The organism is Rhodanobacter sp. T12-5 (assembly GCF_008329435.1).
GTDB lineage: Bacteria > Pseudomonadota > Gammaproteobacteria > Xanthomonadales > Rhodanobacteraceae > Rhodanobacter.
Window position 1 is genome coordinate 808,924 of the sequence record NZ_NPKN01000002.1, and the last position, 18,969, is coordinate 827,892.

Below are 18,969 nucleotides of genomic sequence, written 5' to 3' on the forward strand. Positions count from 1 at the left end.
GGACAATGGTAATTCAAGAAGTGGGGCGTCCCTCAGAACAAAAAAAGGCCGCGCAATGCGCGGCCTTTTTCAGCAGACAAATGACGCTTACTTCATCAACTTCGCCAGCGCCTTGCCCAGATCGGCCGGCGATTTCACCGTGGTGACGCCGGCCTTTTCCAGCGCGGCGAACTTCGCCGCGGCGGTGCCCTTGCCGCCGGAGATGATCGCACCGGCGTGGCCCATGCGCTTGCCCGGGGGAGCAGACGCACCGGCGATGAAGGAGACCACCGGCTTCTTGACGTATTCGCCGATGAACTCGGCGGCATCTTCTTCGGCGCTGCCGCCGATTTCGCCGACCATGATGATGCCTTCGGTCTGCGGGTCGTCCTGAAAGAGCTTGAGGCAGTCGATGAAGTTGAGGCCGTTGATCGGGTCGCCGCCGATGCCGATCACCGTGCTCTGGCCGAGACCTTCGTTGGTGGTCTGGAACACGGCCTCATACGTGAGCGTGCCGGAGCGCGAGACCACGCCGACCCTGCCCTTGCTGTGGATGTGCCCAGGCATGATGCCGATCTTGCATTCGCCGGGCGTGATGATACCGGGGCAGTTCGGCCCGATCAGCACGATTTCCGGATGCTGCTGAAGCACGTTCTTGACGCGCAGCATGTCGAGTACCGGGATGCCTTCGGTGATCGCCACGATGACCTTGATGCCGGCATCGATCGCTTCGAGGATCGAGTCGGCCGCGAACGGCGGCGGCACGAAGATGACCGATGCGTCGGCACCGGTTTCGAGGACGGCTTCATCGACCGAGTTGAACACGGGCAGGCCGATATGCTCGGAGCCGCCCTTGCCCGGGGTGACGCCGCCGACGATCTTGGTGCCGTAATCGATGCACTGCTGCGCGTGGAAGGTGCCCTGCTGGCCGGTGAAGCCCTGCACCAGCACCTTGGTGTTCTTGTTGACGAGTACGCTCATGTTTCGATTGCTCCTCAGGCCTTGGCCGCAGCCACGGCTTTCTGCGCCGCGTCGTTGAGATCGTCCGCCGGCGTGATCGCCAGGCCGGAATTGGCCAGCAGTTCGCGGCCCTGATCGACATTGGTGCCTTGCAGGCGCACCACCACGGGGATGGTCAGGCCCACTTCCTTGACCGCGGCGATGATGCCTTCGGCAATCATGTCGCAACGCACGATGCCGCCGAAGATGTTGACCAGGATGGTCTTCACCTTGTCGGACGAGGTGATCAGCTTGAACGCCTCGGTCACGCGCTCCTTGGTGGCGCCGCCGCCGACGTCGAGGAAGTTGGCCGGCTCGCCACCCGCCAGCTTGATCACGTCCATGGTGGCCATCGCCAGGCCGGCGCCGTTGACCATGCAGCCGATCGAGCCGTCCATGGTCACGTAGTTGAGGTTGTACTGCACGGCGGCCGCTTCGGCGGCGTCTTCCTGGGTCAGGTCGCGCATCGCGGCCAGGTTCGGATGACGGAACTCGGCGTTGTCGTCGGAGTTGACCTTGCCGTCGAGCGCGGCGAGGTTGCCGTCTTCCAGCACCGCGAGCGGATTGAGCTCGACCAGCGCCAGATCCTGCTCGTTGAACAGCTTGTACAGGCCCAGCATGATCTTGGTCAGCTGGTTAACCTGCTTCGCATTCAGATCCATCGCGAAGCCGAGTTGGCGGCACTGGTAAGGCTGCAGCCCTTCGACGAAGTCGATCACGATGGTGTGGATGTCTTCCGGCGTTTCCTTGGCGACCTGCTCGATGTCCACGCCGCCATGCTTGGAGGCGATGAACGAGATGGCCTTGGAATCACGATCCACCAGGATCGACAGGTACAGCTCGCGAGCGATGTCGGTGGCGTCGGTGACCAGCACCAGGTTGACCGGCAGCGCGCGGCCGGCCGACTGGTAGGTTTCCATGTTGGTGCCGAGCATGCCCTTGGCGGCGGCGCGCACGTCGTCGAAGCTGCGGCAGAACTTGACGCCGCCGGACTTGCCGCGGCCACCGGCGTGGATCTGTGCCTTGACCATCCATTGGGAACCACCGAGCGCCTTGGCGGCGTCGACAGCAGCGTCGGGGGAGTTGGCGACCTTGCCCGGCGGCACGGCGATGCCGTACTGGGCGAACAGTTCTTTGGCCTGGTATTCGTGGAAATTCATTCGATACCTCGAGCGAACGGAGAAACATGGCGGCCGCACGCGAGCACGCTGCGTGGGTCATGAGGGTCGGAAGGCGGGACTGACGACTTGCCAGGCAAACTGGCGAAATCCGCACGATTCGGCCCGCTATTTTCGCGGAAGGGGGCTCCGATGGAAAGGGCCACGCGCAGCAGCCGGCCTCAGGGGGCATCGGGCCGGCCCCGCGCACCCTGAAATTCGAGGCCAGTCAGGGCGGCAGGATGCGGCGAGCCCCGCCCCGTGGCGGGATCGAATCCATGGGAAACAGATCGCCGCCAAGCCGGCATGTCACCATCGAACAGCCGCTTATACTTGAGCGGTATCGCCACGGAGTGCCACGCAACATGTCCAGCACGCCCTTTCCACCTGCGCCGCGCGAAGGCATAGCGACCATTCGCCACGAACTGTCGTTTCTCAACGCGTTCCGACTGGTGCAGGCGCTGGTCTACGTGGGCCTGGCTTTCAGCAATGGCGGGTTGGGCGGGCTCCAGCCGGGCGTGCCGGATTTCGCCCGCAGCGTGGCGTCGCTGTACCTGTTGTTCGCGCTGGTGTCGATGCTGCTGAACCGACGCAGCATGCCGTACGCCCGGATGGCGGTGGCGGCCGCGCTGGTGGTCGACATCGTCGCCGCGGTGCTGGCGATCGCCGCGATGCACGACGCGCGCATCGGCATCGCGATGATGCTGGCCGTGAACTTGAGCGTCGGCGCGCTGATCCTGCCGCTGCGATTGTCCAGTTTCTTTGCCGCGCTGGCGACGCTGGGCATTCTCGGGCGCACCTTGCTCACCGCGGACAACGGCACGACGGGCGAGCGCGACCTGCTGGAAGCGGCATTGTTCGGCCTGGCCTATTTCGCCAGCACCACGCTGTGCCACGTACTGGGCCGGCAACTGCGCGCCACCGAGGCGCTGGCCGAACAACGCAGCAGCGACCTGGCCAACCTGTCGCAGGTCAACGAGCTGATCATCCGCCGCATGAAGACCGGCGTGCTGCTGGTCGACGACGCCAACCGCATCCACCAGATCAACGAATCGGCATGGATGCTGATGGGCAACCCTGGCGCCGACCAGCGCGACCTCGGCCAGCTGGCGCCGGAACTGTCGCGCCGGCTGTACCACTGGATGACCTCCGGCAAGCTCGACGAAACCGCCACCCAGCTCGCCGACGGCGTGCCCGAAGTGGTGCCGCGCTTCACCCGGCTGGCACCGAACGACGACTCGCACGTGCTGATCTTCCTCGACGACACCTCGCTGCTGTCGCGTCGCGCAGAGGAACTCACGCTCACCTCGCTGGGCCGGCTGTCCGCCTCGATCGCGCACGAGATCCGCAACCCGCTGGCGGCGATCCGCTACTCGGCGCAATTGCTGGCCGAATCGAAAAGCATGGACAGCACCGACCAGCGCATGGTCGAGATCATCAACAACCACTGCATCCGGCTCAACGAGATCATCGAGAACATCCTGCAGCTGTCGCGGCGCGAACGCTCGCGCCCGGAAACCCTGGACCTGGGCCACTGGGCACAGGCTTTCGTCGAGGAATACAGCCAGGGCAACGACCTCGGCGCCGACTCGCTGCGGGCGATCGCCAGCAGCGGCGCGCCGGTGGCGGCGGTAGCCGACCCGCAACAACTGCAGCAAGTGGTCTGGAACCTGGTGCAGAACGCCTTGCGCTACGGCCGTCTGCCCGGCGAGCCGGCACGGGTGATGGTGGTGACCCGCCAGGGCGAGCACGGCGTGCCGATCCTGGAAGTGATCGACCGCGGCCCCGGCATCGCGCCGAAAGTCGCCGCGCAGATTTTCGAGCCGTTCTACACCACCCACGAATACGGCACCGGGCTCGGCCTCTATCTGGCCCGGCAAATGAGCGACGCCAACCAGGCCGCACTCGAATACGTGCGTGTCGCCGGCGGCGGCAGCTGCTTCCGTCTGGTGCTGACGCCGCCGGCGCGCAGCCCGGCCGAACCCGCCGAAACCACCCAGAGCACCGCCACGCGCTGAACGCCGTGCGCGCTCAGGTCGAGCGCACGATCAGGCTGACCGGCAGGCTTTCCGACTTGGCCGGCTCGCCCTCGATCAACGCCAGCACCTTGCGCGCCAGCAGCATGCCGCCTTCCTGCCAATCCTGCCGTACCGAGCTCAGCGGCGGCAGGAAGCTGGCGCCGAGCGGCATGTCGTCGTAGCCGACCACCGAAACATCGGCCGGCACCGAGCGGCCCAGGTCCAGCGTGGCGCGGATCGCGCCCATCGCGAGCAGGTCGTTGCAGGCGAAGATCGCGTCGAAACCGACCTTGCGCTTGTGCAGGGAATGCACCGCATCCATGCCCGAGTCCAGCGTGAATTCGTCGCGCCGCAGCAACAGCGGCTTGATCCCGTGCACCGCCAGCGCGTCGACGAAGCCGCTCAAACGCTCGAAGATTTCCGGGTGGCTGGGGTTGCCGATGAACACGGGCCGGCGGCGGCCCAGCGCCATGAAATGACGCGCCACCGCGGTACCACCGAGCCGATTGTCACTGCCCACCACCACGTGCGCATCGGTTTCCGAACGGGCGCCCCACACCACCATCGGCAGGCACAGCTTGTCGAACCGGCGCACCGCATCCTGGTGCACGCCCTGGCCGAGCAGGATCAGGCCGTCGGCGGCCTGCACCGCCGCCGCGCTGGCGCCGTGGCGGGTGGTCAACAGCACGCTGTAGCCGGCCGCGGTCAATTCCTGCGAGATGCCACCCAGCAGCACCAGCGGATACGGGTCGAACATCGTGCGATCGGTGGACGGCTTCATTTCCACGATCACCGCCACCGTGTGGCTGCGGCGCAGGCGCAGGTTGCGCGCGCTGATGTTGAGCTTGTAGCCGTGCTCGCGCGCCAGCGCCTGGATCCGCTCGCGGGTCTGCGGATTGACCAGCGGACTGTCGCCCAGCGCCCGCGACACCGTGATCTTGGATACTCCGGCCACCCGCGCCAGGTCGGCCATGGTCAGGTTGCCTGACGCGTTCGGGCGCGGACCTGTCTTGCTCAAGATCTGATCCTAAGTTGGTCCTGTCGATTCATTGTCGCGACGCCGCCGGATAACCGCACTGGCCAGGATCGGCGCCTGCAGTGTGTCGGCTTTCGCCCTCCCGACGCAACCGCGCCAAATGGCGCAGTTGCAGGCCCGTTCGAACTCATGCCGAACCCCCCGCGCACCAGGACATGGCCGTCTTTCCAACCCGGCAGAGCCGCCCGGGAATGGACGTGCAACAAAATGTTATCGGTATCTTGATACCGATAACATTTAATGCCAAGCTCGCCGCCAGCTGCGATCTCGGGGGTCCGAACGGATGGACCGGCGCAGGGGGAAATCGAGGGCATATCGTGGATTCAGCGGTCGCGGTCAATCCAGACACACCGGCAGTCGCCGTGCGGGCAGCCGTCGATCCATGGCTGCTGACGCGCCATGGCATCGACCCGGCGGGCTTCGCGCAGGACGAAAGCCTGTTCGCCCTCGCCAACGGCACGCTCGGCGTGCGCGGCAACCTGGAGGAAAGCGACAGCGCCAGCCAGGCCACCTTGCTCTCGGCGGTGTGGGAACGCACCCCGATCGATTACCACGAACGCTTCCCCGGCTTTGCCAGCCACACCGATACGCGCATCCCGGTGGCCGATGCCGCGCGCATCCACCTGCGCCTGGGCGACACCCCTGTCCGGCTCGACCAGGGCGAATGGCTGCAGTTCGAGCGCTCGCTCGACCTGCGCAGCGGCTGTTACCGGCGGAGCCTGCGCTGGCGCTCGCCCGAGGGCGCGACGCTGCAGATCGAGGCAGAGCGCATCGTCAGCTTCGCCGACGCCGGGCTGCTGGCGATCCGTTACCGCGTACGGTCGATCGACTACGATGGCCCAATCACGCTGGAATCCTCGATCAGCACGGCCCGCGAGGCGGCGGCACAGGGCTTCGATCCGCGCATTGGCAGCCGCATCGACGGCGGCCTTGGCACCTATGCCGCCGAGGCGGAGGAAACCGTCGCCTGGGTCGGCCAGCGCACCACCCACAGCGGCATCCGGCTGGTCTGCGCGCAGCGCCACCAGCACGCCGATGAACTGACGCTGCGCTACGCGAACCTGGCGCCGCACGGCGTCACCCAGGTCTACGAGGGCCTGCTTGCGCCGGGTCGGGCGGTGACCCTGCACAAATACGTCGCCTACGCCTTCTCCGCACCGTTCGACGCCAGCCACGTGGACCATCTGCCCGCGCAGGCGGCCGCCTCGCTGGCAACGGCAATCGAACAGGGCTATCCGATGCTGCTGGCGCAGCAGACCCGCACGCTGGCCACGCTCTGGGCGCAGGCGGACCTTGCCATCGATGGCGATCCGGCGACCGAGCAGGCACTGCGCTTCAACCTGTTCCACGTGTTCCAGTCGAGCAGCCGCGACAGCCACGGCACCACCGCGGCCAAGGGCCTCACCGGCGAGGGTTACGAGGGCCACTACTTCTGGGATGCCGAAGTGTTCATGGCGCCCGTGCTGGTCACCGTCGCACCGGACATCGTGCGCGCGATGCTGACCTGGCGCTACCGCACGCTGGACAACGCGCGCCTGCATGCGCGCGAGCTCAACCACAGACACGGCGCGCTGTACGCGTGGCGCACGATCAGCGGCGACGAATGCTCGTCGTATTTCCCCAGCGGCTCCGCGCAATACCACATCAATGCGGCGGTGGCGTGGGCGATAAGGCTGTACGTCGATGCCAGCGGCGACGACGCGTTCATGCTGGCGCATGGCGCCGAGATGCTGTTCGAGACCGCGCGCGTCTGGCTCGATGTCGGCCATTTCAGCGCGCGCCACGACGGCGCGTTCTGCATCCACGAAGTGACCGGCCCGGACGAATACTCTGCCCTGGTCGACAACAACCACTACACCAACCGGATGGCGCAGCGGCACCTGCGCGACGCGGCAGCGGTCGCCGACTGGATGGCGTTGAGCCACCCGCAGGATCACGCCGAGCTGGCCGCCCGCATCGGCCTGCATGACGACGAGCCCGCGCGGTGGCGGCGCGCGGCGCAGGCGATGTACCTGCCGATCGACGCCGCGCTCGACATCTTCCCGCAGGACGACGGCTTCCTCGACAAGCCGCGACTGCCGCCCGGGCTGGTCGGCGCGCCGGGCAAGCAACCGCTGCTCTTGCGCATGCATCCGCTGAGCATCTACCGCCACCAGGTGTGCAAGCAGGCCGACACCCTGCTCGCCCTGATGCTGGCCGGCGAACAGGTCGACATCGCGGCCAAGCGCCGCAATTTCGACTACTACGAGAACATCACGGTCCACGACTCCACCTTGTCGGCATCGACCTTCGCGGTGGTGGCGGCCGAGGTGGGTCATGCCGACAAGGCTTACCGCTATTTCCTGGATACCTTGCGGGTCGACCTGGACGACTTGCACGGCAACGCGGCGCATGGCCTGCACATGGCTGCGATGGCCGGCAGCTGGCTCGCCCTGAGTTGGGGCTTTGGCGGCCTGCGCGTGCACGATGGCCTGCCCGCGTTGACGCCGCAATTGCCGGCAGCCTGGAACGGCTACCGCTTCGGCCTGCGCTGGCGCGATGCCCATCTGCGCGTGGAGGTCGATCGCGACGGCGTGCAGTACACCCTTACCGAAGGCGACGCGCTCACCTTCCTGCACGAAGGCCTGCCGCAACGCCTGCACGCAGGTCGACCGCTGCGCCTGCCGCGTGCGGGCCTCGTCGACGCCGGACGATCATCGCCGCTGAAGGCCGTGATCTTCGACCTCGATGGCGTGATCGCCGATACCGCCGTGGTGCATCACGCGGCCTGGAAACGGCTGGCCGGCGAGCTCGGCATACCGTTCGACGACGCCACCGGCGAGCGCATGAAGGGCGTCGACCGGCGCGGCTCGCTGGACATCCTGCTGGAAGCCGCCACACGCGCGTACACGGAGGCCGAAAAGCACACGCTGGCTACACGCAAGAACGACTATTACCGCGAACAGATCGAGCATTTCGGACCGCGGGACCTGCTGCCCGGCGCGCGTACGGCCATCGAACAGGTGCGCCAGGCCGGACTCAAGGTGGCTCTGGCCTCGGCCAGCCGCAATGCCGGCCTGCTGCTGGAGCGCCTGGGCATCGCCGATTTGTTCGATGTCGTGGTCGACGCCAACCGGATCAGTCGATCCAAGCCCGACCCGGAGATCTTTCTCGCAGCGGCAAGCGCCTTGGGCATGACGCCGCATGAGTGCATGGGCGTCGAAGACGCCGCGGCTGGCATCGCCAGCATTCACGCCGCGGGGATGGCGGCGGTGGGGATCGGTCATGCCCAGGCACTGGCCGAGGCAGACCTGGTGTTACCGAGCATGGCGGCATTCGACATCGACACTTTCACAACAACGACGAACTGGCGTGGGCCTCGCGACAGACGAGCCGCGTCCCAAAATCAAACTGGTGGGGAGGACGTGAAATGAGCAACAACAAGCAAATGACCCGATTGATCTTGTCGGCGGCCATCGCAGGCATCCTGATGTCAGCGACGGCCATGGCGCAGGACAGCACGCAGGACACCTCGGCGACCGCGACCCCGACGACCGCCGGGAAAAATCCGGCGCGGCAAGCCAATGCCAAGGCCACCACGAACCTGCAACAGGTCGTGGTGACCGGTTCGGCCACCGGCGTGAAGAAGATCGATGCCAGCTACATGCTGACCACCGCCAGCGCCGAGCAGATCAAGCTGGCCAATCCCAAGAGCACGGCCGACCTGCTGAAGATCGCGCCCGGCCTGTGGCCCGAATCGACCGGCGGGCAGACCGGTGCCAACATCGAGATCGCCGGCTTCCCGGGCGGCGGCGATGCGCCGTTCAACACGGTACAGATGATGGGCTCGCCGCTGTACGGCATGCCGAGCCTGTCGTTCTTCGAGCAGACCTCGATCTTCCGCCTCGACGACACCATCGAGCGCGTCGAGATCCTGCAGGGCGGCCCGTCGGTGGTGTTCGCGGACGGCCAGATCGGCGCCACCGAGAACTTCATCCTCAAGCAGGGCACCGAGACGCCCACGGGCAGCATCGGCGTCACCTACGGCTCGGAGAACCTGAAGCGCGTCGACGGCTTCTACGGTTTCCAGATCGCACCCAATTGGTACGGCAGCATCGGCGGTTTCTATCGCGACTCCGACGGCGTGCGCGATCCGCAGTTCCCCGCCGACAAGGGTGGCCAGCTCACCGCCACGCTGACCCACGATTCGGATCGCGGCACGATGATGTTCTACGCGCGAGCGCTGAACGACAAGAACCAGTTCATCACGCCGATCCCGCTGATCCAGAACGGCACCGACAATTTCAGCGCCTACCCGGGCTTCGATCCGCTCAAGGACACCTACAACAGCAAGTACATCCAGCACGTGTTCCTGGCCGGCTATCCGGGCGGCGGCACCAACGCCGACCTCGCCAACGGCCGCGGCGCGAAGATGAACTTCTTCGGCGGCAACTTCGACTACGACCTCGGCGACGGCTTTACGCTCAGCGACAAGTTCCTCTTCGACGCCGGCGACGTCGACACCAACGCGCTGTTCTCCGGCTCCAACCCGGCCTCGCTGAACGACGAGCTCTACAACACCCCGACCGGCCAGGGCGGCTTTGAATTGCCCGCCGGTTCGGCCACGGCGACCTACACCGGCCCGGGTGGCGGCGGCGCGGTCGACCCGAACCAGAGCGTGATCCACCAGGGCTGGTGGTACATCCACAAGCACCTGAAAAACGTCAACAACGACTTCCGCCTCAGCAAGGAGATCTTCGAAGGCAACACGCTGACCGCGGGCGTCTACCTGGCGCACTACACCATGGACGACAAGTGGGCGCTCGGCAATCAGATGCTGATGACGAACACGCCCAACGCGCGTCCCATCATGGTGAGCTACAACGACGCCGGCACCATCAAGCAGCTGACCGACAACCAGGGTTTCCTCGACTACGGCGGCTTCAACATCGCCCAGCACGGCACGGCCACGAACAAGGCGTTCTACCTGTCCGACTCGTGGCGCGTCGGCAAATGGCTGTTCGACGCGTCGGCCCGGCTGGAAAACCAGGATGCCACCAACAACGTGTGCAACCTGACCAATGTCCCGCTGGACAATGATCCGAACACGCTCTACAACAACTCGGTACCGGTATGTAACGGCAGCTTTGCACGCACCAACTACGACAAGACCCACACCTCATGGACGGTCGGCGCCAACTATGAGCTGGCCGACAACATGAGCGTGTACGTGCGTGCCAACAAGGGCGTGCATTTCGCCGACTTCGACAACGGCATCCGCGGCGCCACCACCGGCAACACCGCACCGCTGCAGAAGATCCAGAACTTCGAGGGCGGCTTCAAATACCAGTCGGATCTGATCTACGCCGACATCAGCGTCTACCACAAGCAGTTCAATGGCCTGTCGTTCCAACCCACGGATGGCGCCGGCACGCCGGTGGGGGCGCCGGCGCTCTACGGCTCCGATTCCAAGGGCATCAACCTGGCCGGCGCGATCACCCCGGTCGAGAACCTGAAGTTCATGCTGGTGGCCAATTATCTCGACGGCCACTACTCGCACAACAACTCCTGCTTCAAGTTCACCAACGTGGTGACCGGCGTCAGCGGCTGCCAGTTCATCAACGGCGAACAGTTGCAGCGCCAGCCGAAGGTCCGCTACATGTTCACGCCGAGCTACCGCATCCCGTTCGCGTGGGGTGACGTGACGGCCTTCGTGACCTACACGCACGTCGGTGCGCATACCCAGGACCAGTCCGGCCTGCAGCAATTGGGTACGTATCACACCTATGATTTCGGCGTGATCGCGAACATCCAGCAGAGCTGGCAGCTGCGCCTGCAGGGCACCAACATCACCAACGAACTGGGCCTGACCGAGAGCAACTCGCGCATCTTCGGCACGGCAGTCAGCGGTGGCGTGATCCTGGCCCGGCCGCTGGAGGGCCGCGAGGTCAACTTCCAGGTGAAGTACCTGTTCGGCTCGTAAGGTTGTGGCAAGGGACGTGATCCGGGCCGCTCCCCCTCAGACGGCCCGGATCACGTCATTCGAAATCAGTGGTGCTTCGTCGAGGTGGCCGTGAATCGAATCCGCATGATCATCGCGCTGGCGCTGATCTACATGATCTTCGCAACCCTGCTCAACAGCGTCGGTACGGTGATCCTGCAGTCGATCGCCACCTTCGGCATCGACAAGCCCGAGGCCAGCGCGCTGGAGCGCTACAAGGACTTGACGATCGCGTTCGCCTCGTTCCTGGTCGCCTCGTTCCTGCCGATGTTCGGCTACCGGCGCTCGATGATGCTGGCGCTGGCCATCGTCGGCGGGGCCTGCGTGCTGATGCCGCTCTACCCCAGTTTCGTGACCACGCGGCTGCTGTTCGCCTGCGTCGGCCTCGGTTTTGCGATGGCCAAGGTCTGCGTGTATTCGTCGATCGGCCTGCTCACCACGAACCGCGTCGCCCACTCGCGGCTGACGAACACCATCGAAGGCCTGTTCATGGTCGGCGTGCTCGGCGGCAACTGGTTGTTCAGTGCCTTCGTCGATTCGGCCAACCCGGGCAACCCGGACTGGATCCACGTGTACTGGCTGCTGGCCGGCGCGTGTGCGCTGGTGATCGTGCTGCTGGCCGGCAGCCGGCTCGACGAAAGCCAGGCACACGCGCACGGACACAACAATTCGTTCGCCGATTCGCTGATGGAAATGCTGCGGCTGTTCGTGCGACCGCTGGTTTATGTCTTCCTCGCCTCGGCCTTCCTGTACGTCCTGATCGAACAGAGTTTCGGCACCTGGCTGCCCACCTTCAACAACGAGATCCTGAAGCTGCCGAACGCGATGAGCATCCAGTTCGCCAGCATCCTCGCCGGCATGACCGCACTGGGCCGCCTCGGCGCCGGCATCGTGCTCAAGCGCGTGCGCTGGCACACGCTGCTCAATATTTGCGTGGTGGGGATGGGCGTGCTGGTGGTGCTCGTGCTGCCGCTGGCGCGCGGTGTCGTGGCGCAACCGCATGTGAGCTGGTTGAACGCGCCGATGGCGGCTTACCTGATCCCGCTGATCGGCCTGCTGATGGCACCGATCTACCCGGTGATCAATTCGGTCGCGCTCAGTTCGTTGCCCAAGCCGATGCATGCAGCGATGACCGGCCTGATCGTGGTGTTCTCCGCCTTGGGCGGCACCATGGGCTCGTACATCACGGCGCGCGTGTTCGCCAGCTTCGACGGCATCCACGCGTTCTATTTCTCGCTGCTGCCGATGACGCTGATCCTGATCACGCTGTTCTTCTTCAAGCGCGAAACCGACCGCGCTGCCGTCGTTGTCGTCTCGCCGGGGGAAGCGCTGCCATGAGTCCCGGCCGCCAGGAGTTGCTTGCCGCAAGGTTCGCCGCGAGCGTTGGTCGACCTGCATGCCCACTACCGCCCTGCGCCCTGACCCGAGGAGCCATGCAGAGATGATTTCGCTACGCCACCAGCTGCTTCCCGTCATCGCGCTCGGCCTGCTGCTGGCCAGCACCGGCTCCCGTGCCGCCACCGACCCCAGCTTCCTGCTCACCGGCACGGCGGACAATTTCGGCACGTATTTCCCCAGCTACCTGGCCAACGGCTATTTCTCCACGATGACCTCGGTGCGCGGCACCGAGGGCAACCGTGCGTACATGGTCGCGTTCATGGATTACAAGCCGGGCGACATCGCGCGCCCCGCCGCGATCCCCGGCTGGAGCGAGATCGACTACAACCCCGGCGGCGGCTGGCTCAATTCGACCCGGGTCGACAAGAAGATCTTCGTCGACTATGCGCAGACGCTGGACATGCACGACGGCACGCTGTCGACCAGCTACCGTTTCGCGTACGCGAACAAGTCGACCGACATCAAGGTCACCACGTTCGTCAGCCAGGCCTCGAACCACCTGGCGGCGACGCAGCTTTCCATCACGCCGCAGTTCGACGGCAGCGTGCAGCTGACCTTTCCGATCCGGCTGTGGTCGGAGCACGAGCCCCGTTTCCCGATCGCGACGATGACCGGCGACGAGATGATCGCCGCGGTGATCGCCAGCGGCCAGACGCTGGACAACAAGCCGGTGCCGACGCCCGACCGCGCCGCCGTGTGGTACCCCGGCTACACCCGCGTGCTGGCCAGCGACGGCGACACGAAGGAACTGACGCTATGGCTGGATGGCCGCGCCGAACACGGCCTGACGATGGCCGAAGCCGCGGCGATCGGCCTGCCACCGGGCCTCGCGATCGAAAGCGTGAAGCTGGAAAAAGGCCCGTACAAGCTGTCGCTCAACCTCACCGCCAAAGTGCAGAAGGGCAAGACCTACGCCTTCACCAAGTACATCGCCGCGTCGCGGCAGGACTGGGGCGGCGACGCCCGCGACGATGTGGCGCTGGCCAAGGCCGCGCGCCAGAAGGGCTTCGCCGCGCTGCTCGCCGAACACCAGGCCGCTTGGCACGAGTTGTGGAAGTCCGACATCGTGGTCGACGGTGATCCGGACGTGCAGCGCGCCGTGCATTCGGACCTGTACTACCTGCTGTCCAACTCCACCGTGGGCACGGCCTGGCCGATGGGTGCCTGCGCGCTGACCCCGGGCTACGCCGGCCACGCGTTCTGGGACAGCGATTCGTGGGTATTCCCCGCCCTGCTCCTGCTGCATCCGGAACGCGCCAAGCCGATCGTGATGTTCCGCGACCGCACGATGCAGCCGGCACGCGATCGCGCGAAACAGTACGGCGTGAAAGGCACGATGTATCCGTGGGAAGCCGATCCCGAGACCGGCGTCGACTACACGCCGCACTTCGCCTACGGCGTGTTCCGCGAGATCCACGTCAACGCCGACATCGCGATCGCGCAGTGGCAGTACTACCTCGCCACGGGCGACGACGCCTGGCTGAAGCAGCACGGCTGGCCGGTGATCCGCGAGATCGCGCAGTTCTGGGTCAGCCGGGTCACCTACGACAAGGCGCAGGACCGCTACGAGATCCACCACGTCACCTCGCCCGACGAAGCCTACGACGACGTGCCGAACGACTCGTTCACCAACGCCGCCGCGCGCAAGTCGCTGCAGATCGCGATCAAGGCGGCGAAGCTCGTCGGCGCCGCGCCCGATCCGCAATGGGCCACGATTGCCGCGAAGATGTACATCCCGTTCGACCAGAAGAACCAGCACCATCTCGACTTCGACGCCTCGGTGCCGCACGACAAGATCACCTGGATGGGCTCGTCGCTGGCCTGGCTGATGTACCCGAACCTCGACCTGCCGATGTCGCCGCAGGTGCGCCGCAACGACTTCGCGTTCCAGCTGCACGAGCTCAAGGTGCACGGCGATGATCCGAACGAGATGATGATGGTGATGCTCGCCGTCGGCGCCGCCGAGCTGGGCGACGACAAGGCCGCCGGCGAATGGATCCAGCGCAACCTGGTCGGCTTCCTGAAGCCGCCGTTCAACGTGCGCACGGAAACCGTCGCCAACAACGCGGGCTACATCCTCGCGACCTCGGCCGGTTTCGTGCAGAGCTTCGTCTACGGCCTCAGCGGCCTGCGCATCGAGGACGACGGCCTGGCCGAGGCCTATGCGCCGGTGCTGCCACCGGGCTGGAAATCGCTGACGCTGCAGAACATCAGCTTCCGCGGCCGACATTACGACATCCGCATCGATCGCGGAGCCGATGGAAAGGCGAAGCTGACGCGCACCGCGCGTTGAACGAAGGGTCGCCGAGCCGATGTCCACGTTTCCGCCCACCCTGCTCGATGCCATGCGCGACGTCAACGCGCTGCTGCAGGCCGGCGACCTGCGCCTTGCGCACGAACAGCTCGCCACGATCGTCGAGGAGAACCCCGAGTGTGTCGAGGCGCTGCGCCTGCTCGCCGGTACCCGGCAGGCCCGTGGCGACATCGAGGGTGCGGAGGCTCTCCTGCGCAAGGCGCTGGCGCTCGACCCGAACTGGACGCCCACCCTCGCCACGCTCGGCGAACTGCTGCTCGGCAGCGGCCGCAGCAGCGAAGCCGAACCGATGCTGCGGCGCGCGGCACAGCGCCTGCCGCGTGCCGCCCTGGTGCTTGCACGCCACTGCAACGACCAGCAGCGGCCGGCCGAAGCGCTCGCGCTGGTTGCACCACTGTGCGCCAGCGGACAAGCCGATGCCGAATGGGTGACCCAGCATGTCGCTGCCCTCGCTGCGCTGGGCCGCCAGGACGAAGCCGTAGCGTTTTATCGCCGCCTCGCGGAAGCGTCGCCTGACAATCTGGCCGCAACGCATGCGATGGCGATCGCCCTCGACGCGGCAGGTCGCCCCGCCGAGGCCAGGCGCGCCGCCAGCCACGTGCTGGCGCGCGGGCACCGGACCGCAGCCATCCACTTCACCCACGCACGCAGCCTGATCGCGCTCGGCGAGTTCGATCGCGCCGAAGCCGCCTTGCGCGATTGCCTGCGGCTGGAGCCGCGCCTGGCCGACGCGCACAGCCATCTCGCCCGGCTGGTATGGATGCGCAGCGGCGACAGCGCGCAAACCACGGCCACGCTCGATCAGGCCTTGCAGGCCTTTCCCCGGGACGACGCGTTGTGGGCCGCCAAGGCCGCGATCCTGCAAGGTGCCGGCGACGCAAAAAGCGCCTATGCATGCCTGGCGACGCAGGCCGCGCAGGCGCAGGCCCCGCCGGCATTGCTGGTGCGCGCGGGCCTGGCCGCACTGGACTTCGATCCAGCGACCGCACGAGCACTGGCCGAACGCGCACTGCGCGCGTCACCGTCCAGCGCCGCACGCAGTCTGCTGGCTGCCGCCCTGCTCGGCATCGGCGATGCACGCGGCGCGCTGGACGAGTGCGAAACCCTGCTGGCCGGCGCGCCCGACGATCAATACCTGATCGCCCTGCAGACCACCGCCTGGCAGCTGCTGGGCGATGACCGCCATCTGGCATTTTGCGACTACCCCCAGCTGGTGCTGCCACAGCAGTTGCAGGCACCCGCGCCATGGCCCGACCTGGCCAGCTTCCTGGCCGACCTGAAACGCAGCCTCGAGCGCCTGCACGACCCGCACGGCCACCCGCTGCTGTTCCAGTCGCTGCGCCATGGCACCGAGACGACCGAAGACCTGACCCGCAACGCCGACCCGGTGATCCAGGCGCTGTTCCTGGCCTTCGACACGCCGATCCGCAGCTACCTCGCGCACATCGGTCACGGCAGCGATCCTCTGCGCCGCCGCAACGAGGGCAGCTATCGCTTCAACGGCAGTTGGTCGGTCCGGCTGCGCACGAGGGGCTATCACGACAACCACGTGCATCCGCGCGGCTGGATTTCCTCGGCCTTCTATGTCGACCTGCCCGACAACCTGGCCGCGTCGAACCACGACGGCTGCCTGGCGTTCGGCGAGCCCGGCATCGCGACGCTGCCTGCTTTGCCTGCCCGGCATGTGGTCCACCCCGAGCCGGGCATGCTGGTGCTGTTTCCGTCGTATTTCTGGCACGGCACCGTGCCGTTCACCAGTGAGCAGGCGCGCCTCACGGTCGCGTTCGACGTGCTGCCCGACACGCGCAGGGAACACGCATGAAATCGTCCGCGCTCATGCTGGCGTGGCTGGCACTGGCCACCGCCCCGGCCTTCGCCGTCACCGACCCCGGCTTCCTGCTGACCGCCACCGCGAAGGATTTCGCCAGCTATTTCCCGGGCCAGCTCGCCAACGGCTACCTGTCCACCTTCACCGCACCGCGCGGCACCGAAGGCAACCTCGCCTACATGGTCGCCTTCATGGATTACGCGAAGGACGACATCGCGCGACCCGCGGCCATCCCCGGCTGGACCGAGATCGACTACAGCACCGGCCAGTCCGCCGCCGGCCATTTCTGGATGAACCAGGTCGAGCTTTCGCCCGCCGTATTCCAGGATTACCGGCAGACGCTGAATCTCCACGACGCCACCCTGACCACACGCTACCGCTACCTCGATCACGGCAAGTCCACGGCAGTCGAAGTGACGACCTTCGTCAGCCAGGCCTCGCCGCACCTGGCCGCCACGCGACTCTCGCTCACGCCGGATTTCGACGGCGAGGTCGAGCTTTCGTTCGCACTCAATACCTGGGCGCCGCACCAGCCGCGCTTTGCACTGGGCAAGTTGAGCGGCGAGCAGATGCAGGAGCAGGTCGCCTCGCGCAACCTGAAGCTGCAGGCGATTGCGCCCGCCACACCGGACCGCGCGGCGCTGTGGTATCACGGCGATACGCATGTGCTCGACAGCAGCGGCGATGCGCACGACCTCACGCTTCGTTTGGACGGCCGTGCCGAACAGGGCCTGGCCATGGCCGAGGCCGCGGCGATCCGGTTGCCGGACGGGGTGAAGCCCAGCGAAGCGCGTTTCTACCGCAGCGACTACCGCCTGGCCCTGAACCTGCGCGTGCCGGTGCGCAAAGGCACCACCTACACCTTCACCAAGTACGTCGCCGCGTCGCGCGCAGGCTGGGGCGGCGATGCCGATGCCGATCTCGCGCTGGCGAAGGCGGCACGCCGCGAAGGCTTCGTCGCGTTGCTGGCTGCGCACCAGGCGGCATGGCACCAGCTGTGGCAGACCGACATCCGCATCGACGGCGATCCGCAGGCGCAGCGGATCGTGCATTCGGACCTGTACTACCTCCTCTCCAACTCGACCCACGACACGGCATGGCCGATCGGTGCCTGCGGCCTGACCACCGGCTACGCCGGGCACGCGTTCTGGGACAGCGACTCGTGGGTATTCCCGGCGCTGTTGCTGCTGCATCCTCAACGCGCGAAGTCGCTGGTGATGTTCCGCAGCCGCACCCTGCCGGCTGCCGAACAACGCGCGCGCGAACGCGGCCTGCGCGGCGCGATGTATCCGTGGGAGGCCGATCCGCAGAACGGCAGCGAACAGACCCCGCACTTCGCCTACGTGCTGGGCGAACGCGAGATCCACGTCAACGCCGACATCGCGATCGCGCAATGGCAGTACTACCTGGCCAGCGGCGACAAGGCATGGCTGGAGCAGCATGGCTGGCCAGTGATCCGCGCGGTCGCGCAGTTCTGGGCCAGCCGGGTGACGTACAACGCACAGCAACAGCGCTACGAAATCCTGCACGTCACCTCGGTCGACGAGGATTACAACGACGTGCCGAACGACACCTTCACCAACGTTTCCGCGGCCAAGGCGCTGCGCATCGCCACGGCAGCGGCGAAGGTAGTGGGCGCTATACCCGATTCACGCTGGGCGGACATCGCCGCGCGCATGCTCGTGCCGTTTTCCGCGCAGCAAGGCCATCACTTGGACTTCGACGCCAGCGTGCCGCACGACATCGACTCCTGGGGCGGCAGTGCCCTGCCGATGCTGGCGTATCCCTCGCTCGACCTGCCGATGGATGCCGCCGTGCGCCGGCGCGATTTCGATTACGCGCTGGCGCCGATCACGCAGTCGCACCGCGACCCGAACAGCATGGGGCTGGCGCCAACCTCGATCGCCGCCGCCACGCTCGGCGACACCACCGCGGCCAGCGAATGGTTCCAGCGCAACATCACGGCGAACGTGCTGAAGCCGCCGTTCAACGTACGCACCGAGACCGCGGGCAACAACACCGGCTACTTCCTCACCGCCGCGGCCGGGCTGTTGCAGAACATCGTCTACGGTTTTTCCGGATTGCGCATCGAACAGGACGGACTGGTCGAGGCGTATCCGCCGATGCTGCCGCCGCAATGGAAATCGCTGACGCTCAGACACATCGCGTTCCGCGGCAAGTTCTACGACGTCGCGATCACCCGCGATGCCAACGGCAAGGTTGGCTTGACCCGCACCTTGCGCACCACCCCATGAACCGG

The 18,969-nt window shown here is 66.3% G+C and carries 10 protein-coding genes; 7 read left to right on the forward strand and 3 right to left on the reverse strand.

Annotated features, from left to right (window positions below):
• Positions 1-87 precede the first annotated feature (87 nt).
• Positions 88-960, reverse strand: coding sequence for a succinate--CoA ligase subunit alpha (sucD, locus tag CIW53_RS07825; protein ID WP_149364108.1), 873 nt, complete (start codon positions 958-960; stop codon positions 88-90).
• A gap of 14 nt (positions 961-974) precedes the next feature.
• Entirely contained in the window at positions 975-2,177 is a 1,203-nt protein-coding gene (gene sucC, locus CIW53_RS07830; RefSeq protein WP_277949625.1) for an ADP-forming succinate--CoA ligase subunit beta, read from the reverse strand.
• Positions 2,178-2,500: 323 nt separating this feature from the next.
• Here sucC and CIW53_RS07835 point away from each other — a divergent pair, with 323 nt between their 5' ends.
• Positions 2,501-4,153: a HAMP domain-containing sensor histidine kinase gene (locus CIW53_RS07835; protein ID WP_149364110.1), complete on the forward strand. Its 1,653-nt coding sequence runs from the start codon at positions 2,501-2,503 to the stop codon at positions 4,151-4,153.
• 13 nt (positions 4,154-4,166) lie between these two features.
• On the opposite strand, the gene CIW53_RS07840 is transcribed toward CIW53_RS07835, so the two are convergent.
• On the reverse strand, positions 4,167-5,171 hold the full coding sequence (locus CIW53_RS07840) for a LacI family DNA-binding transcriptional regulator (protein ID WP_149364111.1): 1,005 nt from the start codon (positions 5,169-5,171) through the stop codon (positions 4,167-4,169).
• 335 nt (positions 5,172-5,506) lie between these two features.
• Here CIW53_RS07840 and pgmB point away from each other — a divergent pair, with 335 nt between their 5' ends.
• From pgmB to CIW53_RS07870, 6 genes are all read left to right on the forward strand, one after another.
• A complete protein-coding gene (gene pgmB / locus CIW53_RS07845; protein ID WP_242451813.1) occupies positions 5,507-8,602 on the forward strand; it encodes a beta-phosphoglucomutase in 3,096 nt (1,031 codons plus the stop codon).
• Positions 8,599-11,151, forward strand: coding sequence for a TonB-dependent receptor (locus tag CIW53_RS07850; RefSeq protein WP_149364113.1), 2,553 nt, complete (start codon positions 8,599-8,601; stop codon positions 11,149-11,151). Before pgmB ends, CIW53_RS07850 begins: the two co-directional genes overlap by 4 nt.
• 105 nt (positions 11,152-11,256) lie before the next feature.
• Complete coding sequence (locus CIW53_RS07855) at positions 11,257-12,507, forward strand: MFS transporter (protein WP_149364201.1); 1,251 nt, start codon at positions 11,257-11,259, stop codon at positions 12,505-12,507.
• A 103-nt stretch (positions 12,508-12,610) separates the two neighbouring features.
• A complete protein-coding gene (locus CIW53_RS07860) occupies positions 12,611-14,860 on the forward strand; it encodes a glycosyl hydrolase family 65 protein (RefSeq protein WP_242451814.1) in 2,250 nt (749 codons plus the stop codon).
• A 19-nt stretch (positions 14,861-14,879) separates the two neighbouring features.
• Positions 14,880-16,703: a tetratricopeptide repeat protein gene (locus CIW53_RS07865; protein ID WP_149364114.1), complete on the forward strand. Its 1,824-nt coding sequence runs from the start codon at positions 14,880-14,882 to the stop codon at positions 16,701-16,703.
• A complete protein-coding gene (locus tag CIW53_RS07870) occupies positions 16,700-18,964 on the forward strand; it encodes a glycoside hydrolase family 65 protein (RefSeq protein WP_149364115.1) in 2,265 nt (754 codons plus the stop codon). The genes CIW53_RS07865 and CIW53_RS07870 overlap by 4 nt, the downstream gene beginning before the upstream one ends.
• The last annotated feature ends 5 nt before the right edge of the window (positions 18,965-18,969 follow it).